This is a genomic window from Sphingobacterium sp. UBA7249 (genome assembly GCF_002472835.1).
Classification (GTDB): Bacteria; Bacteroidota; Bacteroidia; order Sphingobacteriales; family Sphingobacteriaceae; genus Sphingobacterium; species Sphingobacterium prati.
This window is the reverse complement of record NZ_DKST01000004.1, coordinates 24,115-48,530: the sequence shown is the minus strand read 5'-3', so window position 1 is coordinate 48,530 and position 24,416 is coordinate 24,115. Positions and strand designations below refer to the sequence as shown.

At 42.9% G+C, this 24,416-nt stretch carries 15 protein-coding genes; 7 read left to right on the top strand and 8 right to left on the bottom strand.

What is annotated here, in order from left to right; all coding sequences use genetic code 11:
- The first annotated feature begins 8 nt into the window (after positions 1-8).
- The 7 genes from B4A24_RS02785 to B4A24_RS02755 all read left to right on the top strand — a co-directional run bounded on the left by B4A24_RS02785 (position 9) and on the right by B4A24_RS02755 (position 12,085).
- Entirely contained in the window at positions 9-1,907 is a 1,899-nt protein-coding gene (locus tag B4A24_RS02785) for a RagB/SusD family nutrient uptake outer membrane protein (RefSeq protein ID WP_293942435.1), read from the top strand.
- Positions 1,908-1,934: 27 nt separating this feature from the next.
- Positions 1,935-4,814, top strand: a complete 2,880-nt coding sequence (locus B4A24_RS02780) for a SusC/RagA family TonB-linked outer membrane protein (protein ID WP_293942433.1) — start codon at positions 1,935-1,937, stop codon at positions 4,812-4,814.
- Positions 4,815-4,838: 24 nt separating this feature from the next.
- Complete coding sequence (locus B4A24_RS02775) at positions 4,839-6,599, top strand: RagB/SusD family nutrient uptake outer membrane protein (RefSeq protein ID WP_293942431.1); 1,761 nt, start codon at positions 4,839-4,841, stop codon at positions 6,597-6,599.
- A gap of 13 nt (positions 6,600-6,612) precedes the next feature.
- Positions 6,613-7,641, top strand: coding sequence for a DUF5627 domain-containing protein (locus B4A24_RS02770; protein WP_293942429.1), 1,029 nt, complete (start codon positions 6,613-6,615; stop codon positions 7,639-7,641).
- 23 nt (positions 7,642-7,664) lie between these two features.
- On the top strand, positions 7,665-9,359 hold the full coding sequence (locus B4A24_RS02765; RefSeq protein WP_293942427.1) for an endo-1,4-beta-xylanase: 1,695 nt from the start codon (positions 7,665-7,667) through the stop codon (positions 9,357-9,359).
- Between the two features lie 21 nt (positions 9,360-9,380).
- Positions 9,381-11,111, top strand: a complete 1,731-nt coding sequence (locus B4A24_RS02760) for a cellulase family glycosylhydrolase (RefSeq protein ID WP_293942424.1) — start codon at positions 9,381-9,383, stop codon at positions 11,109-11,111.
- A 125-nt stretch (positions 11,112-11,236) separates the two neighbouring features.
- On the top strand, positions 11,237-12,085 hold the full coding sequence (locus B4A24_RS02755) for a sialate O-acetylesterase (RefSeq protein ID WP_293942421.1): 849 nt from the start codon (positions 11,237-11,239) through the stop codon (positions 12,083-12,085).
- Between the two features lie 59 nt (positions 12,086-12,144).
- Here B4A24_RS02755 and B4A24_RS02750 read toward each other — a convergent pair whose 3' ends face one another.
- The 8 genes from B4A24_RS02750 to B4A24_RS02715 form a co-directional block, all read right to left on the bottom strand.
- On the bottom strand, positions 12,145-13,779 hold the full coding sequence (locus tag B4A24_RS02750; protein WP_293942418.1) for an alpha-L-fucosidase: 1,635 nt from the start codon (positions 13,777-13,779) through the stop codon (positions 12,145-12,147).
- 322 nt (positions 13,780-14,101) lie between these two features.
- Positions 14,102-15,244, bottom strand: a complete 1,143-nt coding sequence (locus tag B4A24_RS02745; protein WP_293942416.1) for a TlpA disulfide reductase family protein — start codon at positions 15,242-15,244, stop codon at positions 14,102-14,104.
- A gap of 35 nt (positions 15,245-15,279) precedes the next feature.
- Positions 15,280-16,701, bottom strand: a complete 1,422-nt coding sequence (locus B4A24_RS02740; protein WP_293942413.1) for a PKD-like family lipoprotein — start codon at positions 16,699-16,701, stop codon at positions 15,280-15,282.
- Between the two features lies 1 nt (position 16,702).
- A complete protein-coding gene (locus tag B4A24_RS02735) occupies positions 16,703-17,515 on the bottom strand; it encodes a DUF4843 domain-containing protein (protein ID WP_293942411.1) in 813 nt (270 codons plus the stop codon).
- A gap of 16 nt (positions 17,516-17,531) precedes the next feature.
- Positions 17,532-19,019, bottom strand: a complete 1,488-nt coding sequence (locus B4A24_RS02730; protein WP_293942408.1) for a RagB/SusD family nutrient uptake outer membrane protein — start codon at positions 19,017-19,019, stop codon at positions 17,532-17,534.
- A 75-nt stretch (positions 19,020-19,094) separates the two neighbouring features.
- Positions 19,095-22,469, bottom strand: coding sequence for a SusC/RagA family TonB-linked outer membrane protein (locus B4A24_RS02725; protein WP_293942405.1), 3,375 nt, complete (start codon positions 22,467-22,469; stop codon positions 19,095-19,097).
- An 88-nt stretch (positions 22,470-22,557) separates the two neighbouring features.
- The gene (locus B4A24_RS02720) at positions 22,558-23,754 is read right to left on the bottom strand and encodes a FecR family protein (protein ID WP_293942402.1); all 1,197 of its coding nucleotides are present in this window, start codon (positions 23,752-23,754) and stop codon (positions 22,558-22,560) included.
- 65 nt (positions 23,755-23,819) lie between these two features.
- The gene (locus B4A24_RS02715; protein ID WP_293942399.1) at positions 23,820-24,407 is read right to left on the bottom strand and encodes an RNA polymerase sigma factor; all 588 of its coding nucleotides are present in this window, start codon (positions 24,405-24,407) and stop codon (positions 23,820-23,822) included.
- Positions 24,408-24,416 lie beyond the last annotated feature (9 nt).

Below are 24,416 nucleotides of genomic sequence, written 5' to 3'. Positions count from 1 at the left end.
TTAGACAGATGAAAAAATATTTCAAGATAATCTTCATAACTGGTGTGTTCTGGTCGTCTACAACACTACTCTCATGCAATAAATATCTAGACAAGGAAGAACAGTCCAATATATCTCCCAAAGAAGCATTTAAAAACTTTATTAATTTCCAAGGTTATACCGAAGAGCTGTATAACTGTGTGGTCAATTTCAGCAACAACTACTGGACCAATTCCTGGAACTGGGGTGAAGATGAAATCACCTCCACGGCGAACAATTTTCATTTCGTAAACAAAATAGACCAGGGCAATTTTTGGGGCTGGCAAAGGGAGTTTGATGGCTGGGGTGCGGGCTGGATGGATCAGGGGGATTTTACCACCAACAACAATGATGTATTCGCCAACCGTGCCTTTCGTGATCTATGGAGCGCATCCTGGTTTGGCCTCCGAAAAATAAGCCTTGGCTTAGAGAATATCGACAAATTGACCGAAGCGACGCAGGAAGAAAAGGACCTGATCAAGGGGCAATTATTATTTTTCCGAGGCTGGTTTCACCACCGACTAATGGAATATTTTGGTGGTATGCCTTACATTAATCATGTACTACCTAGTGACGAAAAGCTTCGGTTACCCAGACTTAGTTACCACGAATGTGCTGATCTTGCTGCTGCCGATTTCAGGGAAGCGGCTAACCTGTTGCCGATCGATTGGGACAATACAACGGCTGGAAAGCGTACACTTGGGAAAAACCAATTGCGCATCAACAAAGTCATGGCGCTAGCCTATCTTGGCAAAAACTACCTTTGGGCCGGAAGTCCACTGATGAATTTTCAGTCTACGGGAAGTAAAACCTATCATACTGATTATTGTAAAAAAGCGGCACAGGCCTTCGGCGAATTGCTATCTCTGGTTGAGAGTGGACAGACGAACTACGCCCTTGTTCCCATGGCCAATATTCATTTAAATTTTTACACAACGGGACAAAACTGGACCATGCCAGGCAGTACTGAGGCTATTTTTAGAGGGCCTTATATCGATGCATGGGTATCTAACTGGGGAACAAGCAAGCAATATATTCCCCTCGAAGTAGGTGATGGCGACCTTAGGTTTAACCCAACAGCAAATTATGTCGACTACTATGGCATGAAAAACGGCTTACCGATTAAGGACATTACCCAGTCCGATGCAGAGTCGGGATATAATGCTGAATACCCTTGGAAAGATCGGGATCCACGTTTTTACAAGGATATTATTTTTGACGGTGCAAAAGTGGTTCAAGGAAATATGGCGGCTACAGAAGAAAAAAACCGCAACGCCAATCTGTACACAGGTGGAAGCTATCGGGATATCCGTACCGGTAGTCAGACAGGCTATGTTCTACGCAAATTTATTCCTTTAACAGCCAATAAATATGATCAAGCCTACAGTTACGGTACCAATCTTCATATTTACGTCCCCTATATGCGCCTTTCTGATGTCTACTTGATGTATGCTGAGTCAGCAATGATGGCTTCCAATTCGGCTACAGGCAAAGCGGACAATTACAACAAAACTGCTGTTGATGCCATCAATGTCGTACGCGACCGCGCTGGTGTAGACCATATAAACGCTAAATTCCTAGGTTCTGCCGAATCATTATTACCCGAACTGCGTAGGGAACGTGCAGTGGAACTCGCCTTCGAAGGTCATCGTTTTAACGATTTACGGCGTTGGCTTTTGCTAACCGAGGCTCCATATACGCAAAAAAAATCAGTCTCATTTGACCGGAGCGGAACATTTAACACGATAGATCCTTCCCAAAACCGTGTTGTCAATCTCAAAGAAAATGTGCTCCTGGAACGCAAATTTACGAGCAAGCATTATTGGTTGCCCCTAAAAGTCCGAGATGTCAATATGTATTCCGAGTACTATCAAAACCCGGGTTGGTAACAAGTTTTTCATTTAATCATTCAAAAAATGAAGTACAAAAAATTAAGAATAGCACTTTGTCTTGGATTAAGCTGGATCGCCACCTTTGAAGGAATGGCCATAGAATCCTTTGATCCAACGCTAGCAACATATAAAAATATATTCCCAACTTCCACGCTACAACGTCTCCAAGATAGTATTGGTACAGACAGTACGACAGTGGTGCAAGTCGCATTCCGGAAAGTTCAAAAGAAAGACCTTATGGGCAATGTACAGTCCATCGATATTCCTCAATTGCTTGATAAGAATTACACCACCTACAGCCTGGAAAACCTAGACGCATTTATTCCCGGTTACAACGGCAATATCTGGGGCATGAGCGGGTATCTGGTTTTAGTGGATGGGTTTCCGCGCGATGCCAACAATGTTATGCCAACAGAGATCGATCAGATCAGCGTACTGAAGGGCGCCAATGCCATAGCACTTTATGGCAGCCGGGCGGCCAAAGGCGTTGTCAGCATTACCACCAAACGCGGCAATGCCGGTGGCCAACAGATAAAGATTAGGGCCAATAGTGGCATCAATGCTGCAATCAGTTATCCAAAATACCTGGGTTCCGCAGAATATATGACACTCTATAATGAGGCGCGCCAGAATGATGGTTTGGTCCCACTATATAGTACCGAGACCATCTATCAGCATGCAGCGGGGACAAATCCCTTTCGCTATCCCAATGTCGATTACTATTCCTCAGATTACATCAAAGATCATTATAGCCGTTACGATGCCACTGCCGAAATATCGGGTGGAAACCAACGGGCGCAATACTATACCAATTTTGGATTTTGGTCTGAAGGATCAATGCTCAATTTTGGGCAGGCAAAAAAGAATGGCGGCGCCAATAGATTTAATATGCGGGGTAATATTGATGTCAAAGTCAGCGATATCATCTCATTAAATGTAGATGCAGCGGCCAGTTTTTATATTTCCAAGGGCGTTAATGCTGATTATTGGGGGGCTGCCGCTACGATGCGTCCCCATCGCTTCTCTCCGCTTATTCCGATTGACATGATTGAAGACGGTGATACCAACTCGATGATCTATGTCAATAACAGTAGTTTTCTCATTGATGGCAAATACCTGCTGGGGGGAAGTCAGCTCGATCAGACAAATGCCTTTGCGAATGTTTACGCCGGTGGTACCACGCGTCTTCTCAACCGGCAATTTCAATTTAACACAGGCTTAAGTTTCGACCTAAAAAATATACTCGAAGGTCTGGTTTTCAAGACCAACCTCGCAGTAGATTACCTATCCAATTACAGTCAATCCTATAACAACAATTATGCGGTCTATCAGGCTTCTTGGAACAACTATAACGGCAATGATTTAATTAGCAGCTTAACAAAATATGGCGATGACCGTATATCTGGTGTACAAAATATCAGCGGTAGTAACTATCGACAAACTATTGGTTTTAATGGATCCTTAAACTTTAACCGCATATATGATAATAAGCATCACCTGTCAGCAATCCTCTTGGCCAATGCTTACCAAATTGGAGCATCTGGCAGCTATCACAAAACCAGTAATGCCAATTTGGGGCTTCAGTTAGGCTATAATTATTTGGGTAAATATTATGTTGACTTTAGCAGCGCTTATAGCCATTCTGCGAAATTACCGAAAGGAAACAGACAGGCCCTCTCCCCTACATTGGCTGTTGCCTGGCGTCTTTCAAAAGAAAATTTTATGGCAAACAGCAAGGTTGTCAACGACCTCAGGGTATCTGCTTCAGCAGGTATCTTGAATACCGACTTGGACATTACCGATTATTTCCTTTATCAAGGATATTATACATACAACAATGGAGCCTGGTATAGTTGGGCGGATGGCGCATTAGTACACTCTTTTGATCGGCGCAGGGGCGACAATCCAAATATGAAATTCCCAAAACGCAAGGAATTCAACATCAACCTTGAAGGCGGGTTATACAATAACCTGATCACATTCAATACCTCCTACTTTTTCAATCGTATGACTGGCGGTTTGGTACAAGCGACAACACAATATCCAATGTACTTTATGACAGGTTGGCCAGTTTACTCGGATCTTCCCTATATCAATTATAGCAGTGACGAGCGAAAAGGTGTTGATTTTGGCATCAACTTGAACAAACAGATCGACAAAACTTTTGTATCGCTAGGCTTCAATGGGATGTATTATTCAACCAAGGCAGTACAACGGGACGAACTCTATCAGTTTGCCTATCAAAATAGGGCAGGAAAACCGCTGGATGCGATCTGGGGTTTACAGCATGATGGTTTTTATAGGAGTCAACCCGATATTGACAACTCAGCCTTGTCTTCATTTGGTGAAGTAAAACCCGGTGATATCAAGTATAAAGACCAAAATGGCGACGGCACCATTGATACGCGCGACGAAGTCTATTTGGGCAAAGGCGGATGGGCCGGTGCGCCACTTACACTGGGTCTCAATCTGACGGTAAAGTGGAACAATTTCACACTATTTGCTGCTGCAACTGGACAGTTCGGTGCCAAAGCCATGAAAAACAGCTCATACTTTTGGGTAGATGCGGAGGACAAATATTCAGTGGTAGTACGTGACCGCTGGACAGAATCTACCAAGGAAACTGCTACCTATCCTCGCCTCACGACTTTCAATAGTGATAACAACTTTCGAAGTTCAGACTTTTGGCTTTATAAGACCGATCGCATCAACCTGTCTAAGGTACAGCTATCCTACGATTTCCCCAAACGCATGCTCAATTCGAAATTTATTCATGAACTGGGGATTTATGCCAATGGAGCTAACTTATTGACTATCGCAAAGGAAAAAGAAACTATGCTGCTAAATATTGGGCAAACACCACAGACACGATTTTTCAACGTCGGTCTCAAGGCCCTATTTTAATCATGAATATTTAAGAAGACAATTATGAAAAGAATATTAACCATAGCTATCCTGGGCAGCCTACTGTTTTCTTCCTGTGAAGATATGTTTGAGCCAGCGATAGAGAATAATCTCGAACTCGAGACAGCGAATAGCCGTCCTTTATATGCACAGGGACTGCTTCTTAACGGATACAACCGGATTCCCAGCAATAGCTACAGCTTTGATGACGTCGCAACAGACAATGCGGTGAGCAACGATAAAAACAATACTTTTCTAAAATCGGCAACTGGACAGTGGACAAGTATAAACAACCCCTTCGATCAATGGCGCAACAGCTATGCAGCCATACAGTATCTGAACAACTTTCTGTCCTTAACCGATAAAGTAGAATGGGCCATGGAACCAAAAGTTAGCGTCCTATTCAACGACCGTATGAAGGGCGAAGCTTACGGACTCCGTGCGTTGTTTATGTTCCATCTTTTACAAGCGCATGCTGGCAAGGCAAGTACAGGAGAAATCCTGGGCGTACCAATTCTTTTGACCCCCGAGACCATTAACTCGGATTTCAACCACACGAGGGCTTCATTTGAAGCTTGTATGCAGCAGCTATACGATGATATCAAAAAAGCCGAAGATCTATTGCCCATGGATTACGAAAATATCACTGCCGATAGTCAGGTTCCAGCTAAATATGCAGGTTCAATCAATTTCAACGACTACAACCGTGTGTTCGGTGCCACTTTTAAGTTAAGAATGACCAAACGTATCGCACAGGCTATTCGTGTCAAGGCGGCATTACTTGCTGCAAGTCCGGCCTATAGTGAAGGCAGTAAAACGACCTGGGAGCAAGCTGCAAACTATGCAGGCCAGGTCATCCAGGCAAAAGGTGGGCCGACTGGAATCGATCCAAAAGGGTTTACTTGGTACATCAAGGATGTAGTCGATGGCTTAACCTCCGGATCTAATCCTACGGAGATTCTATGGCGTACCGATAAGGGAAATAGCAACAGCATGGAACAGGATCACTTTCCTCCTACATTGTTTGGCAGAGGTCGTCTTAATCCAACCCAGAATCTGGTAGATGCCTTCCCTATGGAAAACGGCTACCCAATTAGTGACGCAAATTCGGCCTATAATAAATCAAATCCTTATGATAAAAGGGACCCTAGATTAAAAACCTATATTATAGTGAATGGAACGACGGCAGGTGTAAGCAATACCGCGATAAACACGGCGGCAAACAGCCCTACGAACGATGGTTTGAACAAAGTCGAAACATCTACACGAACCGGCTATTATTTAAAAAAGCTCTTACGCCAGGATGTGAATTTAAATCCATCATCTTCTACCCAACAGATGCATTTCAATGCTCGTATACGGATGACTGAAATGTATATGGCTTATGCCGAAGCGGCGAATGAAGCCTGGGGTCCTACCGGAACGGGAAATTTTACTTTCTCGGCATACGACATCATTAAAGCTATTCGTAAGCGGGCTGGTGTAGGCACAAACAACGGAGACCCCTATCTGGAGCAGATAAAAAATAACAAGGAACAAATGCGTCAACTGATTCGAAACGAACGTAGGTTGGAGCTTTGCTTCGAAGGATTTCGGTTTTGGGATCTGCGCCGCTGGAAAATGGATATTAATGTTGCCGCCACAGGAATAAGTATCACCAATAACAATTATACAGAAATTCCTGTAGAAAATAGGCTTTATGAAACTTATATGAATTACGGTCCAATCCCGTACAGTGAGGTACTCAAATACAGCAATCTTGCACAAAATATAGGATGGAACTAACAATAAATCGATCATGATGAAAAAGATCAATCTACTTTACGCTATGGCTTTGGTAAGTCTGGCGTCTTGCAAAAATAACGACTGGGAGTTTCCAGATTTTGACTATCAATCCGTATACTTTGCCTATCAGACCCCTATTAGAACGGTCACACTAGGCGAGGACATCTTCGACAACAGCCTCGATAACCAACATAAGGTTAAAGTCATGGCTACCACGGGTGGAGTTTACAATAACAACAAAGACATTCGTATTGATTTTGTGGTTGATAACAGCCTCACGAATGGTCTGAGCTATCAAAATGGACAGCCGATCACTGCTTTACCTAGTAACTATTATCAACTTGCGAGCCACCAGATAGACATTCCGAGCGGTAGCCTGACAGGGGGCGTAGAAGTCCAGCTGACTGACGCTTTTTTTGCTGACCCAAAATCGCTGGAAACATTTTATGTTTTACCCCTAAAGATGACAAAAGTCACCAATGCGGATTCCATCCTTTCGGGTAAAGCCTCCTTTCAGAATGCCAACAGAGCCATTGTATCTGATTGGGACGTTGCTCCCAAAGACTTTGTCTTCTATGCCCTCAAGTATATCAATCCTTGGCATGGCAACTACCTTCGTCGGGGTACGGATCAGATTGTAGGCAAAAGTGGCAATAGCAGTTTGACCCAAAACGTTATCCGACACCAAGCTTATGTAGAAAAAGACGAAGTCAAAAATCTGAGCACAGCGACACTTAGGAGATCAATCTTGCCCCTCGCTTTTAAGGGGGTAGACGGTGTTAATATCAATGTCAATCTAAACTTAACCTTTGATGACGATAATAATTGCAGCATTAGCTCCGCAAGTTCCGGGATTTCAGCTACTGGAAGTGGAAAATTTGTAAAACGTGGCGAAAAAAACAGTTGGGGAAATGCCGACCGCGATGCCCTCTATTTATCCTATGCAATTGAAATGACGCAGATGAGCATTACGAGCAAAGATACCCTAGTGATGCGGGACAGAGCCGTCAAAATGGAAACTTTTACGCCAATCAAAAAGTAGTCTCTCTTCAATAACGAACAACGATGAAAAAAATCAATAAAACTATTGTCATCCTACTTTCGCTCGGCACCGTCTGGAGCTCCTGTTCTAAATATACCCCACTGGAATACGCCGTAGATAAACCCGAAAGGGTGTTGGCTCAGGAAGATATAAATTCCTATAATCCATTGAAAAGCTATCTGGATAAGCAAGCAAATCCAGGGTTTAAACTTGGTGTTGCACTCAACATGAATGACTATTTCAACAAAGGAGTACTGTATAGGCTTGCCAACCGCAATTTTGAAGAAATGGTGATGGGCTATGAAATGAAGCATGGCTCCATTGTGAAGGCTGACGGTACACTTAATCTAGCAGGCGTAGAGCAGCTACTAACTGCGGCGCAAGAAAACAATATGGGACTATATGGCCACACGCTCTGTTGGCATTCGGGACAAAAAGCCGCCTATCTCAATAAGTTAATCGCACCGGTGGTTATACCAGGCTCTGATGGTCCCGCCTTAGCTGGGCATGCACTAAAGATGAGCAACCCTTCTGTTGTCAATCCCTGGCAAGCACAGACAGCCTATGCCATTAATCCCACCGAGGTGGGTAAAGAGTATGTATTGAAGATCGTCGCCCGAGGCAGTAAAGCAGGTAATATTAGCATTGATCTGCAGCGCACCCCCGAATATACCGGAGACAATATGGGGTCATTGGCATTGACCACAGGCTATCAATCCTACGAGCTTAAAGTAACAACGACTGATGAACGAAATAACTTCATCATCAATTTTGGCCAATACGATGGTACTATTTTCATCGATAAGGTCTCGCTCACAAAAACAGGCAGTTCAGTCAACCTAATTGCAAACGGTGATTTTGAAAGCAATATTGATGGCTGGGGGGGCTGGGGAAACAATTCGACGAGAGCCCAGTCTGCTGATGGCGAAGGTTACGGCAGTCCGGGCGGTAGCATCATTGAAAAGACAGCTGCCGAGAAAGAAGCAATTCTCTCCAACGCGCTCGAAACCTTTATTGCAGGGATGCTAGAGAAGACCAAAGGCTACATTAAAGCCTGGGATGTGGTCAATGAGCCTATGTCCGACTGGCCAGATCAGTACGCCTTGAAAACCGGAGCCGGAAAAACAGATCTTGCCGACGACGAATTCTACTGGCAGGATTACCTTGGCAAAGATTATGCGGTTAAAGCCATCCAATTTGCCCGCAAATATGGCAATGCGGATGATCTGCTATTCATCAATGACTATGGTTTAGAAGGCAATGGCAACAAATGTAAAGGACTGATCGCTTATGTCAATTATATTGAAAGCAAGGGCGCCAAAGTCGATGGAATAGGTACCCAAATGCATATCGATATCAATACAAGCAAAGACAATATAGTCAATATGTTTACGCTTCTGGCTGCTACCGGCAAGTTTATCAAAGTGTCTGAGCTCGATATTGGTCTAGGAAATGGCATAAAAACAAGCAATGCTACAGTTGAAATGTATCAGAAGCAGGCCGAACTATACAAGTTTGTTGTCGAAAAGTACATGGAGATCATACCCAAAAACAAACAATATGGGATTACGATATGGAGCCCTTTAGACAGTCCAGATCAAGAGAACTCATTTTGGAGGCGTGGGGAGCCCATTGGATTGTGGACCGAATCATTTGTTCGCAAGCCAGCCTATCAGGCCGTAGCCGAGGCATTGATGCAAAAAAAAATAGAACACTAATCACCCTTAAATAGTTAAATTATGAGAACAAACAAAAAGTGGTTACTTCTGGTCTTTTTCTTAAGTCTTTTTGCTGGCTGCTCTACGCTAGATGAGAAGACATTACCGGAAGAATCCGAACGAAATCTTAAAGCTAACAGCTCGATCCTGGCTGTTACAACATGGCCTCGGCCTACCCCAATATTGCATGTTGGGGGCAAGCACCTTAAAGATCCATGCGATAATAATGTTGTCTTACATGGAGTCGCCATTACACCAAGCCCATGGTTCAATGGTTGTCAATATGGTGCCAATTCTGGTTATTGTACTTGGGACAATTACAATGTTCAGGGAGCGCTCAATTACAATAAATCCGTAATGGACAAGCTGAGCAATGCCTCTGACGGCTGGTATCTTAACTACATCCGTTTACATATTGACCCTTATTGGACCAATGATCCTGGCGCACCTATTCCCGAAAATGATATTTCGAGGTTCAATTATAATCGCTTGGTAACCTACACTGACCAGGTGATTGTCCCTTTGATCAATCATGCGCGAAGCCGGGGTATGTACGTCATCCTGCGTCCGCCAGGCGTATGTCCGCATCGTATTGCTGTCAATGATGCCTACCACAGTTATCTTAAGACTGTATGGACATTTTTGTCTCAACATCCGGGACTGAAGAACGCAGACAACGTTATGTTTGAATTGGCCAATGAACCCGTCGAAATCCTTGGTACAAATGGTGTATGGGGGACTATAGGAAACGAGCATTTTGCTGCACTTAAAAATTTCTTCCAGCCTTTGGTCAATATTATCCGTAATAATGGCGCGAATAATGTTTGTTGGATACCTGGTACAGGATGGCAGTCCCATTACCAAGGTTATGTAAATAACCCGATTACAGGAGGCAATATCGGTTATGCTGTCCATATCTATCCCGGTTATTGGGGTGGTGTCAACAATTATCAAGCCTTTCAAAATGCCTGGAACACAAATGTCAAACCTATCGCTGACATAGCACCGATTGCAATTACCGAAACCGATTGGGCACCCCAAGGATACGGTACCTTCGGAACAGGCACAACCGGTACGGCGGGAGGCAACGGATTTGGCGCAAATTTAAAGTATATTGTAGATCAAGCCGGTAATGTCAGCTGGAATCTCTTAGCGCCCGATAATCTGATTCATAAAGGAGATCCCAACGCGGGTACAGCCTATAACAATGATTGGGAGGCCTGTGCTGCACCGAGCAAACAATGGTTCCAACAATACGCATCTTCCAATTATCCCGTCTCCAATTGCAATGTAACCGGGCTTGTCAATAATGGTATCTACGAGATCGAGTTCCAAACCGACGCCAACAAAGTACTTGATTTAAAATCAGGCGAGGATGTCAATGGTGCAGTGTTAAGACCCTGGACCAGGAATGGTGCGACTGCGCAGCGCTGGGTTGCCATTGATGCTGGCAATGGCTACTGGCGTTTTGTCTCTAAAGCAAGTGTATCCAATCGTTGCATCGATCTAACAAGTAACAGCAATACACTAGGAACTTCAATCCGACTCTGGCAGAACTACGGGAACGACGCCCAAGCCTGGCAAGTAATCGCCGTCGCCAACGGTTACCATAAAATCCTGTCAAAGGTGGATGCAACCCGCGGCTGGGATGTGCCAAGCTGCGCTATGGATGGTAATTCAAACTTACATCTTTGGGATTATTACGGCACGTCTTGTCAATTATTTAAGTTTAAATTTATAGCCATGAATTAAGCGTTTTAAAAAAACGTACATATAACGAAACATTTATCTTTCCAAATCCCTTACATCTTTTCGCGGTAGGTCTCACCTATCGCGAAATACTTTTCTAAACAAAGACAAACTTTAAAAACTACATTATGCACAAAAAAAATAACAGCTTTCTGCTGTTCCTTCTCACTATGCTATGCTGTTTAACGGTGACAGTGACATTTGCACAAAATAAAAACTTCCATATTTATTTATGTTTTGGGCAGTCGAACATGGAGGGACATGGACAATTTGAAAGCCAAGACACTATTTCCGTTAGCAGATTCTATGCCTTACAAGCTGTTGACTGCTCCGAAATTGGGCGCAAGTCGGGCCAATGGTACCAGGCAAAGCCTCCAATCACACGTTGTCATACAGGTCTTACGCCGGTAGATTATTTTGGCAAAACATTGGTCGAGCATCTTCCAGACACTATTGCTATCGGCGTGATTAATGTTTCCATTGGAGGTTGCCATATCCAGTTATTTGACCAGGATAGCGCGGCGAACTATGTCGCAAGAGCACCAGCATGGATGAAACCCATGTTGGCCGCCTATGATAACAATCCCTATAAAAGACTTGTCGCCTTAGCCAAAATTGCACAACAAAAAGGAGTCATCAAAGGCATTTTACTTCACCAGGGTGAGTCCAATACGGGCGATCGCGGATGGCCAGATAAAGTGAAGAAGGTGTACGAAAATCTATTGAACGATTTGGACTTGAAGGCCGATGCGGTTCCATTGCTTGCAGGCGAACTTCTATCAGCCGAAGAGGGCGGAAAATGTGCGTCTATGAACAGCACCATCCAGACATTGCCTTCCACACTCGCTACTGCACATGTTGTATCCTCAGCCCGATGTCAGGGGATTGGTGACGGATTGCACTTTAGTCCTGCCGGATACCGACAGCTTGGCAAAAATTATGCTACCTGTATGCTTGAACTTCTGAAGAAAAAATAAGATTTGCAGCAGTTGACCTGTTTAAAAACAAGAGATAACATAGCTACGATAACGACAATCTATGTAATTTTTAAGACCGTAGCTATGTTATTTTGAATAAAATGATCTGGTAGCCTGATTTCAAGTGCCTGTTCAAATTGATTAAACGATATCTTGTCATCAGAGCCTAGTATTTGCACCTCTTTAATCGATTGGATATTTGGTCTAGCGGTTCCCAATGATTTAACGCTTAAAAGCCTATTCTCGGATTTGCCTAAAATAAAAGCGTATAATACCTTTCCTTTCGTGGTAAAACGGACATCATCGCTGGTAAAGGCTTTCCCTTTTCCTTCATTGAATCCCTGTACATTTAATGAAGGAGCATCTTGTTGCGCAGGCCCCTCCCCAAAAGTATACCAAGGTCTTGTACCAATGATTGCTTCACTATGAATTGCCATCCAGGCGCCTATTCCGTGCACGACATCCTTGGCTTTATCGTCGATAGCGCCGTCGCCGCGTAATGGCACACTAAGCAATAGATTTCCATTTTTGCTTACGACATCAATCAACATATGGATTACGGTTTTAGCCGACTTATACTGATCACGATCATAGATCCGTCGGTCGTAGTGCCACGAACCTATACAGGTACAGGTTTGCCAAGGTTGGGGTTCAATCGCATTGCTCTGTCCTCGTTCGATATCCCAAACCAGACATTTTCGCTGCCTTTCATTCAGGATTTTGCCATTGATCACCACCTCTACCCTCCCCCGATTCGCTCGCATGCTTTTATTGTAAAATTTGGATGCTATTTCCAAACCGACATTACTGATTGGCCAAAGCGGCAATACTGTATCATCAAAGTAAACGATATCAGGATGATAGTTATTAATCAGCTCCAATGTACGTGCCTTAAAATTTTCACAATAAGCTTCCGTTGGTACGCTCACACCCGATGCTACATCCCAATGCCATTGCCGATGAACGGTACTATCGTCTTTGCTATCTAGACTCGGTTTATGATCCTGGGCATACAGTTCCTGTGGATCATACTCGGCCCACCATTTTCCTTTTCCATCTTCCTTCTTTAGCTTACCATCATATGGAATGCCGGCCAATTTCCCTTCTTTATCGCTCCGCTGCGCTGTTTCGTACCACGTCCAGGCATGTGCTGCATGCACACTCACACCAAATTTAAGGCCTCTTTTTTTTGCAGCACGCTCCCAGCCTTTCACAATATCCTTTTTGGGTCCCAGGTTTACACTATTCCATTTATGGTGGCTGCTCTGATAAAGGTCCAAATTGTCATGATGGTTGGCCAGGGCCATAAAATACTGCGCTCCAGCTTTTTTATACAGCTCCATCAACTCTTCTGGATTCCAATTTTCGGCTTTCCATTGATGAATCACATCCTTAAAGCCAAAGACCGACGGGTGTCCGTATTTTTCAACGTGGTAGTTATACTGATCCGACCCCTCCTGATACATCCCCCGCGCATACCAATCCCCTCTTTCTGGCTGACATTGTGGTCCCCAATGTGCCCATATCCCAAACTTAGCATCGCGAAACCAATCAGGAACCCGATAATTTTCAAGGGAGCGCCAGTCGGGATGGAAAGGCACTTTTCCTAAATAGGTATGAGCGGAACTAAATTTGCTAAGAAAGAGCATTGGAAAGCTAGTACCCAAAAATTTGATTGCTGTTCTTCTATCCATCATCATTTTATCTAAGGTAAGAATGAGTTGCCCAAGGGTATCCCGAGACATTCAGTTTATAATTTGTTATACGCTATACGATCAAAAATAATTGTATTAACTTAAGAAAGAGTCCACATTATCGATTAAAAGTAGTACAAAATCGACAACCAAATTATCGGCAGCGTTCTAACTGAATTATCAGCACACATTAATTTACAACAATCGAAGGACTTAGCTCAAAAAAAGGTCAGGAAATCAATTCCTGACCTTAAAAATACAGCCACTTATTTCATCACTTTATTCGTACATAACATCCAGATAAATGCGCTAGTTATACCGATCAATTACCAAACACTTTGGCTAGTTCCTGATGCAAGAGTTCTCCTTTTATATTGATAGCAACAATGTTCCCCTGCGGATCCACCAGATAGTTTTGTGGGACCGCGCGTACTCCGTACAATACCGCGGCCTCGTTGCTCCAACCTTTTAAGTCAGCGACATGAATCCAAGGTAAACCATCATCCTTAATTGCTTTCAGCCACGCGTTTTTCCCTTTGGTGTCGTCCAATGATACCGCAAGTACTTCCAATCCTCTGCTTTTATATTTGTTGTATGCTTTTAAGAGATTTGGATTTTCAGCACGGCAAGGACTACACCAGCTCGCCCAAAAGTCGATCAGCACATATTGTCCCTTAAAATCAGATACCTTAACCATTTTACCCTGCGTATCAGGCTGTGAAAAATCCGGTGCCTTATTGCCGATCTTGACACTTTTCTCTGCCAAAAAGCGTGCTTCCAGTTGTCTCGCATTTGTTAATTGGCGTACCTCCTTGGACAATTTTAAAAATAAAGGTTCTATTTCACTAAGCTTACGTTTATTGGCCGCATCAATAAGTGCATCCACAGCAAAGATCGAATTAGGATTTTTAGCTGCAAAAGCCAGCTCTTTTACTCTGCGTGCTTCAAACCGAGCTTCAAACTTTTCGTGAATCGCTTTATATTGTTCATTGGCGTCCGGAGCGTCTTTATCTACCGCAGCAAAAGCCTTGTTTCCAGCATCAATAATATCCATAAAGCCACCCCCAATTTCGTTCAAATACGCAACATACCCATCATGCAAAGGAGATCCTTTGATCGATGCAGTCCTTAAAGAATCCTTAATAGTGATTGTGTAATTTTCATTACCTAAATAAAAATAAAGGCGATCACCGATATTCTGCGCAACCATTTTGCCTTTTCCATCCTGATCAAAGACCATTCTTGAATAAGATGGTTCCTCCACAACTCCCTTAAAACTAAATTTGCCATCTACGATCGCTGACGAATCAGATGCCTGGAAGCCATCCTTTGTATAGTCCAAATACACTTTTTTGCCATTGAAAGCTTTCGGTGCATTCCCTTTGATCTCAAAGTTGGTCTGCTGCGCAAATGACAGTATTGGCGACATAGCCAAGGCTAAAGCTACTATTTTGAAATTTTTCATATTTTCTTATAATTAGATTTGATTTTTATTTATGTTTATTTACGCCAGGTCACGTCTACAGGGCTCCCCGGGATGCCATCGATTTTTTTGACAAGCTCGCCACTTTTACCCACCTGGATATCGAGATAATAGAGTGTTCCCGCCGATCCCACGATCAGGGTATTCTCATCATCTTCTAATTTTAGCATAGTCACATCTCCTTTTATAGTGGCCCGCAAGAGCTGCAATTGCTCACTCAAGGGATTGTAGCGAAAAACTTGATTTTGTGCAGCAATGTAAATATAACCGCTACGACTAGCCACCATTTTTGTGTCAGCTGTGATCCACTCTTGACGTACAAAAAGTCGTTTATGGCCCGAAGTGAAGTTAAAAGGGCCAGCAAAGTTCACATTGAACATCAATTCATAGATCTTACCTTCTGGATTTTTCACATACGCATAAGTATCTGCGTTATTAATCTGCACCATCTGCAACAAGTCCATACCCACATTCACAGGATTGAAAATATCTGCATCAATAGCGCTATACTGCGTTCCAAAATACATGGGAGATCCATATAGATTAATACGTACGAATTGCTTCTTATTTTTTTCGAAAGCAATAACAGTATAATTATTGTTGGCTGTCGACAGCACAAACTTCGAAGCTAAATCATACTCTCCATCTGCATAAGTACCGAACATCCCGTAGGTTGCCGATTGATCCCATGTAGTGGTTGCCCCACCATAAAATTTGTTATTGATTACCCCCAATAGAACCCCTTGTGGGTGGGCCAGAAGGCTCCCTACGTTAATGGTCGGAGGAGCTAAAAAGAAATTATCAAATAAAGTCCCCGGCTTTAAACTTTCCTTTTTTAACGTATTGACATTCAAACGCACTCCACCTTGTTCCGAAATAATCCAATAACCCAACGGGGTATTGCCCGTGAATTGATTCTTTACATAGTGCAACTGCAGAGGGTCGACCGGTAAAGGTTGGCCATTAATCACCTCATAAATATTAGGTTGAACACTGTTGTCCGGTTTAATAAAAGAAAGTTTACCACCAGCCTGATCCGCTGATAAGACCAAAGTACCCCGAGAAAATTCCGTCACCCCCTGAATTTTAAATGGGTAAAAATATTTCATCCCATTCGCTTTATTGGTTACGGTAAGCCGAGCTGTATAGCGTTTTGCTTCTAAACCAAAGACAATCCGCAATGCATTCCCCTTGTAATGATTGGATTCTGGCACAAGTGCCTCAGGGACATCAATACGCCATTCACATTCCAGATTTTCGGCAGCTATACCTGTAATTTTAGGCTGCACAATTAGACTATCGCCAGTCATTGCTTCGTAGAGCGTATCCAAATTTTGTAACACCGGCGACTCAGGCATATCAATAACATAATTTCCTTTGTCCTTATAACAGGCTGTTAACATTGTCAATAGCACAACGCTTATTATCAATTTTTTCATTTTATCTAAGCTCCTTTCCTGATTCATCAATAAAGAAAAATTTACCCACCCCAGTATTTTTTTTCAACTGAATTGGTCGATTGGGATTATCCTTATGGTAGAAAATATAGCTTTGACCATTATCCCTGCTTTCCAATACATAGCCTTTTTCAGGATGGTCCGCTACCCATTTAAAAGGATCATTAAGCATAATGGTCAACAAATTGGCAAAGTAGAGGTTCTTTGGAGCATCCAATCCTTCGGTGGACAGTTGCCGCTGTTCTGTTGCTATAAAAAACAATTGATGCCTTACCCGTGAATATTCACCCAATGGCGACCAATTATCCCACCAATTTGGTTTTTCCAGTTGTGCCGAAAGAACGATATATGTTCGTATCAGCCGCGGATCATCAATACCGAAATCTGGGCTCGCTTTCAATTTTAAGATAAGCGACACTGATTTTTCTTCTAAATCCCTGGTATTATGGATAATTAATGGGACATAGCCAATTCCGCGATCTGCTTCCAAGGGATATTCTGCGGACAATGCCTGATAATGTTCATTGCTGCGTGCAGTGGAGGAATCCTTCTCCACGTACACCTCAAAATAACGTTGATTCCCCACCCGATTGCCCATCAGCCGAACCGGAATATAAAGTGTATCCGATGCTCTGGTCATTTCATAGGCAAAAGTATATACGATACTATCGCGTGCTTGTGAACTCAGATCGAAATAAACATTGGCAGCGGCATCGTATGTTTTTAGTTCTGTTTTCTGACAAGAAAAGAACAGGAATAAAACAAATGGCAGCAGTATATAACTATTTTTTTTCATCCTATTTTATATTAGCTTAGCGTTGTCCATAAGTTATTTCATCACTCGGCAATGGCCATACAAAGATTTTTGGGTTTGCCGGTATGACTGTGCCTTTTTCTCCAATTATCGAAGCATTTAACCGCTTATAAGCATAAAAAAGCTGGCCTTCGGCATACATCTCCTTACGGTATTCCTTTAGTAATTCTGCGCGGAATTTTGTCGCCGTCGACAAATCAGCAGGTTCCCCTATACCCCGCTGTATACGCACCTGATTGAGGTATTCTGCCGCTAAAGTCGGATTGCTTTCATAGTTACATTCCGCAGCTATATAGTAGAGCTCGCTTAGTCGTATTGCTGGCGCCATGAGATAATGTAAATTCGCTTCAAAATTGTCACTAAACGTATTTCTATTATATTTTACCAAAGAACTTAAAGCCGTTGTTCCCACGCTTATCGCTCCAAACCATTGGGTATAACGCAGATCGCCACCACCATTCCCCCCCACTTCATAAATCGTCCGTCCTTCTTCTTTGTCCAGATTCATCCGACCTGTGCCAAACCATTCTTGATTGTATTCTCTACTCATTCCGGGAATATACCACGCAAACAAGAGCTCCTTATAAAGAATTCGATCCTTTTTATCCTCTTTTACGGATTGAAAATCAGTATTATTTGTCCAAGGGAACTTTTTAGAAACGATCACTTCCATCGCATTTGCTAAAGCTTTAGGTTTATCTCCCTTATACAGGTAGACGCGCGCGAGTACACCGCACACCGCATAATAATTCAGTCTATGCCTTCTATTTTGCAAAAAGAGGCTGTTATTGTTCAGCTCCGAGTTTTCCAGTGTATCACTTACCGTCGGATACCCAACCACATAACCTGCAGAGCGTATAGGATCCACCTTCAATAGATCTTTCGCTACCACCAAGTCTGCAATGACCGAATCCAACACTGCTGACACTTTGCTCAAGGGAGTCGTTTTATTCGAATATTTGGTTACATAAGGAATAGCGTCAGCCTGTGCATTTACGATAGGTGCTGGAGCAAACAAACGTAAGGCATCAAAATGTAGGAAAGCACGCAAAGCCAACGCTTCTCCTTTGATCAAAGCGTAATTGTCCCCGACAAAAAGATTTCTCTTGCTGTCTATTTCCGCTAATAAGAGGTTTGCATTCACTATCCCATGGTATAGGCCTTTCCAGATATTGTCCTTGCGATCTTTAAAGGCGCCATCATCGTAATCAAATCGTGCAGTCTTCTGATAACCTAGCGGATCATTGTTCGGAATTGTATAATTCTGTACCAGTACTTCTGGTGTACCAATTGTCAGCTCCTTACCGTATAAATCACCGTTAGCACAGCGGGTATAAATTCCCAATAATGCTTCCTTAAAGCCATCCTCAGTAGTAAAGAGACGGTCTTTTTCCACCTCACTTTGGGGTTGTATATCCAGCCATTTCTGGCAGGATAGCAGACAGATGCTGCAGAGCAAGACGATAAATATATTTTTCTTTTTCATATGTTAATTCGTTTGTGTCAGGTTATTTTCACAAATAAAATCGCTATCAGTATACATTTTTAATCATAACAAAGCCTATTTAAATCTAGCTTGTAATGTCAGGGTAAGCGATCGTGCGAAAGGATATTTGATGCCGCGCTCTTCCTTCACATTTGACCAGCGAAAGATATCGTTGCCAATCAGGCCCACACGCAAACTCGCCAGAGCCAAGCGATTGGCAAAAGCTTGATTAGCATCATAAGAAATATTAAGCGATTGCAAGGTTAATAGATTATCTGGCATCACAAAGCGAGAAGATAATTCGCTACGCCCCAAATCCTCAATACTTTTAAAAAACGTGTGATCCCCCGGGTTCTTCCATCGTTCTTCGAGGACCCTAGCGTCCACATTATAACGTGGATCTGCATTTTCCACACGATCAACTAGGGTTTGATTATACGTCTTCCCCCCCAAACGCGTTTGGAAATAGGCGACCATCATCCATTGCTGATAACGTAAGGTACCGCCGAAAGATCCCTCCATTTTTGGTGTCGCTACCCCAACGACTGCAATATCACGAGCATTCCAATCATAAGTCAGACTCCCATCCCGTTTCACAAAGACTTCCCTTCCACTTTCTGGATCTATACCCAAGGAAGGAACCGCATAAATGGCATCCATAGACTGTCCCTCCTCATAGCGCAATAAGGGTACAGCTTTAAATTCATCTTTCTGTTGTTCTTCATCTGCACGCTCATTATAACTCTTCAAGGCATTGGAAATACGCACAATTTTATTGCGATTTTGCACCAGATTAGCCAGCAAACTCAATGTCCATTTTTCATTTTTAATCGCCTGCCAATTTATGCCCAACTCGACTCCTTTATTCTCCATATCACCTAGATTTTCTTTATATGAACCAAATCCAGTCGAAGGAGCGATATTAATATCCGCCAAGATATCTTTTGTAATTTTACTATAGCTACGCAGTGAAAACGTTAATTTGTTGCTCCAAAAGCCGACATCTACACCCAGGTCCACCGATTGCGTCCTTTGCCAAGCGAGATCCTCATTCCCATAATTACGCACCGTACTTCCCAATCCCGACGAGTACCAATTGTTTTTATCATAAGAATAAGTTACGCGCGACATATATGGATCAAATTGAACCGACCCTGTCAAGCCCACGGTTGCACGAAGACGGAGCTGACTAATCACCTTTGTAGAAAACCATTTTTCATTGTGCATATTCCAACCAATTCCCGTCGACCAAAAAGGTGCAGTACGCTTATTCGCTCCAAACTTTGACGATCCGTCGATGCGTAAGGTCGCATCAAGCAGATAGCGGTTGTCATAGCTATAGTTACCACTTAAGAAGGATCCAAATAAACGCGAAGCGCCTACATTCGTTTCCGGACTTTTACCCTCTTCATAGCCTTTCGCAAAACCAATATCTGTAAAGCGGTCATTGGGGAAACCAATCGCCTTGAAGTAACGTTCATCATAACTCTCCGTTCTTATATTGGCACCGGCGATCACATTAAAATAATGCTTGCCAATATTTCGGTCCCAATTCAAACGTATATTTCCATCCCAATACAATTCATTGTTACTATAACTTCCGTAGCTACCTCTTTCATCCGCCCTTGAAGTTTCGTAGGAATAAAACTCGTTAGACAAGGGGGATCGGAAATCGTCACCAGTGTTCATCCGTTTCAGCAAGGAAAGCAATCCGCGAAGGCGCAGTCCCTTCCCCAGATCAAGATCAGCAGAAAGGTTATTCAATAATTCGGTATAGCCAGACTTATTGTAGCTGCTCAATGTCGCATCGTATGCGGGGTTAAGCAAATACTCCTCGTTTCTATTTCCTGAAGGATCTACCCTGATCCAACGATCCGACAATTGCGTGATATTACCTTGATCATCTTTCAATCTATAATAAGGATTCATTTTAACAAAATTCTCAAAACTCCCGTAAGGAGATTCCCTGCCATCGACGACCGTAATGGATAGCTCATTTTGAAAACGGATTTTATTTTTTGGATTGTAACTAAAATTTAATCCTCCGGAATACTGGTTTCTGCCAGAACCTTTCATCACACCTGGGCGTGTTTGATAACGCATATCCACGCCATAGCGAAAAGTTTGTGCACCGCCTTCCAAGAATACGCCATGTTTTTGTCCAATTGCAGTGCGTACCGGTTGCGATAACCAATAGGTATCTATTCCTCCAAGCACATTTGCCAATTTATGATAGTATAATTCGTCTAATACGTCCTGCGATTGACGTTGTTTTGTACCATCATAAAGTCCGGCAAGCTGTTCATATGCCAACTTATCCGCTGCATTCAATAGGTTATACCCAGACAGATCTGGCATATTTACATTAGTTTCATGCGTGTATGTCACCTGCAATTTGCCCTCTTTGGGAGCCTTAGTAACGATTACCATGACCCCATTGGCTGCACGCGAGCCGTAGATGGCACTCGCAGCAGCATCTTTTAAAGTCGTGACACTCTCAATACGCGTCATATCCAAATCCATGACTTTCTCTAGGCTCACTTCAAAACCATCCAAGATAAAAGCGGGTAAGTTCATGGTTGTCGTGACATTATCCCGACGCAGCACATCTGTACTTCCACTGGGCAAGGCAGAGGATCCACGCACATTGATATTGGGTAACGCGTTGGGATTAGAACCGGCTATATTATTAGGTAATATCTTAAAAGAAGGATCAAAGACTTGCATAGCTTGCAGCACATTCTGTGGATTGACCTGACGCAGTTCATCACCACTTTTGGTAATGGCAGTTCCCGTATAAGAGTCCTTTTTCAGTGTTTGATAGCCAGTCACAACAACCTGATCCAAGGCATTCGCCTCTTCTTCCATCTGTATCGTATACACATCCTTGTTTTCAGCCAAAGTGAGTATAAAATTCTTGTAGCCGACCATGCTCATTGTAAGCGGTTGCATGTTTCCAACGACTGAAAATCGCCCCTCCTTGTCGGCCACAGCAATAGCATTCCCGTCCTGAACAATATTCACGCCGTACAGTGGCTTACGATCCTTTCCGAAGATCTGCCCGCTGATTTGCATTTGAGATGATTTTTCAGCCGCAGGGCGAACTCTCTGTTCAGTTTTGCGCGGCCTTGTTTTCTTTTCCAGGAAGATCGTTTTCGATTCAATGGTATACCCGATCTCCTGATTAGTTAAAATTTTATCGAGAAATAATTTAAGAGGCATTTTCTCTGCCTTGATTGAAATTGGCCGAGCCACCTCCAATATCTTTTTAGCTCCAAAAACCTCATAGTTTGTCTGGAGCTTAATGGCCTGGAGTACATCCTCAAGCGGAACATGATGTCCAGAGTAGGTTACAGTTTGTGCGTTGACCCGGTGGCTGAGCTGGAGTAAGGCAGCAAAAAATAGCCATAATAAGGGTTTGGTCGCTTGCGAAAAACAACTTAATTTCATTAATTCTAGTTAGTTTAGTTAGGTTAGATTGTGGGATCTACTGTCCAATTTGTTTATCCATATGCGGTGTTATGTCTCGTTTTCTTCGTTATTGTCCTCCTTTCTGCGTTTTAGATTCATTTTTTTCAATAATAAGTTTACCATCGCCTGTGAGCTGATAAGACAAGTCCTGATCTTTTAATATTTTCAATATCGTGGACAATTTACTTGTCCTGAATGTTCCTCCAAAAAATTCGACGTCAGGAATATCTCCCTTATATACCACATCTATGGCATACCAATGCGACAGTTCATCCATAACCTCACGCAGCGATTTTCCGTCAAAATTAAATTTACCATACACCCAAGCCATTTCCTGCTGTACATTGACAGCGTGTTTGGATAGATTTACACCCCTATTAACAGCTTGATCACCAGGAAATAAAGTTACTTGACGTCCTTGCTGTAATTCTTTTACTGTCACCTTTCCCTCAAGCAATGTTGTCTTGATTTCAGCTGATGTTCGATAGGCATTTACGTTGAAATGTGTCCCTAACACCAAGATATCCTGATTTTTAGCATGCACAACAAAGGGTTGCCCTTTACGCTTTACAACCTCAAAATAGGCTTCTCCCACTAGTGTTACTTCGCGTTTGTCTTTCGCAAAAACTGTCGGGTAGCTTAGTACAGTCCCCGCATTTAACTTAACCATCGTACCATCAGGCAATGTTACATCGTAGGTCCCACCGCGTGGGGTTTCTATTTTAGCAGAAACCGCCGCGTTTATTTCCGCCACTTCACCGCCATCGTTGTAGCGTATTCCACTGCCATCGATCACAACCTGACTTTCAGCCTTATTCAACTGATATTGACGGCCGTCCGAAAGTGTAATGACCGCTTGATTTGAAGCCGGCAGACGATCGTTGACTGCTGCTACCTGCAGATCCATTCGCTGATTTCCCTTCTTATTCCAATACCATACACCACTTATGGCGAAAATAATACTTGCAGCGGCAACATAAGGCAATAGCCTTTTCAATGCAATTGACTTTTTCTTTGGGGTATGGAATGTGATTTTGGATTTCAGCGCATCAAAACTACGTCGCGTTTCAAAATACTGAAGACCTTTATAGGCCTCACGCTGCTTTTGTCCATCCATGCATCGTTGATGGATTTGTCTATTGAATTCCGATTCATTTAGCCAGCTGTCCAAGGAAATCCGATCTTCGTCTGTTAACGTTCCCTGCATTTCCATTAAGACCAGTGTACTGATGCGGATAAATTTTTCTTCTTCTAGAGCGTCCATATTGAGCTATTTCGATTATAGATACAACACCGATTCAGAAAAGTACCAAAGACAATTAAAAAAAATTAAAATTTCCCAAAAAGCACAAGCAACGACAGGAGGTAGTTGAAAGAATCCCTATTCAAATGCTGGCGAAGAAGGCTCAAAGCACGCATTTTTTGATTTTTTACGGTCTGGATACTGATGTGTAAAAGATCTGCGACTTCCTGGTTGCTATTTCCTTGCAAGTAGGCCAGCTGAATAATTTCACGGGCTTTAGGCGGAAGCTTCTGAATCGCTTCATATAATTCGGCCATCGTCTCAGCATAAATAATTTCTTGAAGATGGGAGTTTTGATCTTGATCTTGCTGAGTCGCATACATATCTACTCGATTCAACCTGCGCTGACGTGCCATCTGATGGTTGAGTCCCACACGACGTGTCGTTTGATAAAGTGCGGCTTTTAGGTGTGCCAAACTCTCAAAGTTACGTTTCCCCTGCCATAGCCGAATAAAACCCTCCTCAGCGATATCCTCCGCTTCCTTGGTTTCATCCACAAAGCTGGATGCGTACAAACAAATGCGACTAAAATAACGGTTGTACACATGCGCGCAAGCCTGCTCCTCCCCCTTTAGGAAGTTTTCAAGCAGTTCTTTTTCGCTCGTATAATTCATGGATAGATT

Excerpts from the sequence above, each read along its gene's own strand:
- B4A24_RS02785 (WP_293942435.1), top strand. The coding sequence starts at position 9 with ATGAAAAAATATTTCAAGATAATCTTCATAACTGGTGTGTTCTGGTCG.
- B4A24_RS02780 (WP_293942433.1), top strand. The coding sequence starts at position 1,935 with ATGAAGTACAAAAAATTAAGAATAGCACTTTGTCTTGGATTAAGCTGG.
- B4A24_RS02775 (WP_293942431.1), top strand. The coding sequence starts at position 4,839 with ATGAAAAGAATATTAACCATAGCTATCCTGGGCAGCCTACTGTTTTCT.
- B4A24_RS02770 (WP_293942429.1), top strand. The coding sequence starts at position 6,613 with ATGATGAAAAAGATCAATCTACTTTACGCTATGGCTTTGGTAAGTCTG.
- B4A24_RS02765 (WP_293942427.1), top strand. The coding sequence starts at position 7,665 with ATGAAAAAAATCAATAAAACTATTGTCATCCTACTTTCGCTCGGCACC.
- B4A24_RS02760 (WP_293942424.1), top strand. The coding sequence starts at position 9,381 with ATGAGAACAAACAAAAAGTGGTTACTTCTGGTCTTTTTCTTAAGTCTT.
- B4A24_RS02755 (WP_293942421.1), top strand. The coding sequence starts at position 11,237 with ATGCACAAAAAAAATAACAGCTTTCTGCTGTTCCTTCTCACTATGCTA.
- B4A24_RS02750 (WP_293942418.1), bottom strand. The coding sequence starts at position 13,779 with ATGGATAGAAGAACAGCAATCAAATTTTTGGGTACTAGCTTTCCAATG.
- B4A24_RS02745 (WP_293942416.1), bottom strand. The coding sequence starts at position 15,244 with ATGAAAAATTTCAAAATAGTAGCTTTAGCCTTGGCTATGTCGCCAATA.
- B4A24_RS02740 (WP_293942413.1), bottom strand. The coding sequence starts at position 16,701 with ATGAAAAAATTGATAATAAGCGTTGTGCTATTGACAATGTTAACAGCC.
- B4A24_RS02735 (WP_293942411.1), bottom strand. The coding sequence starts at position 17,515 with ATGAAAAAAAATAGTTATATACTGCTGCCATTTGTTTTATTCCTGTTC.
- B4A24_RS02730 (WP_293942408.1), bottom strand. The coding sequence starts at position 19,019 with ATGAAAAAGAAAAATATATTTATCGTCTTGCTCTGCAGCATCTGTCTG.
- B4A24_RS02725 (WP_293942405.1), bottom strand. The coding sequence starts at position 22,469 with ATGAAATTAAGTTGTTTTTCGCAAGCGACCAAACCCTTATTATGGCTA.
- B4A24_RS02720 (WP_293942402.1), bottom strand. The coding sequence starts at position 23,754 with ATGGACGCTCTAGAAGAAGAAAAATTTATCCGCATCAGTACACTGGTC.
- B4A24_RS02715 (WP_293942399.1), bottom strand. The coding sequence starts at position 24,407 with ATGAATTATACGAGCGAAAAAGAACTGCTTGAAAACTTCCTAAAGGGG.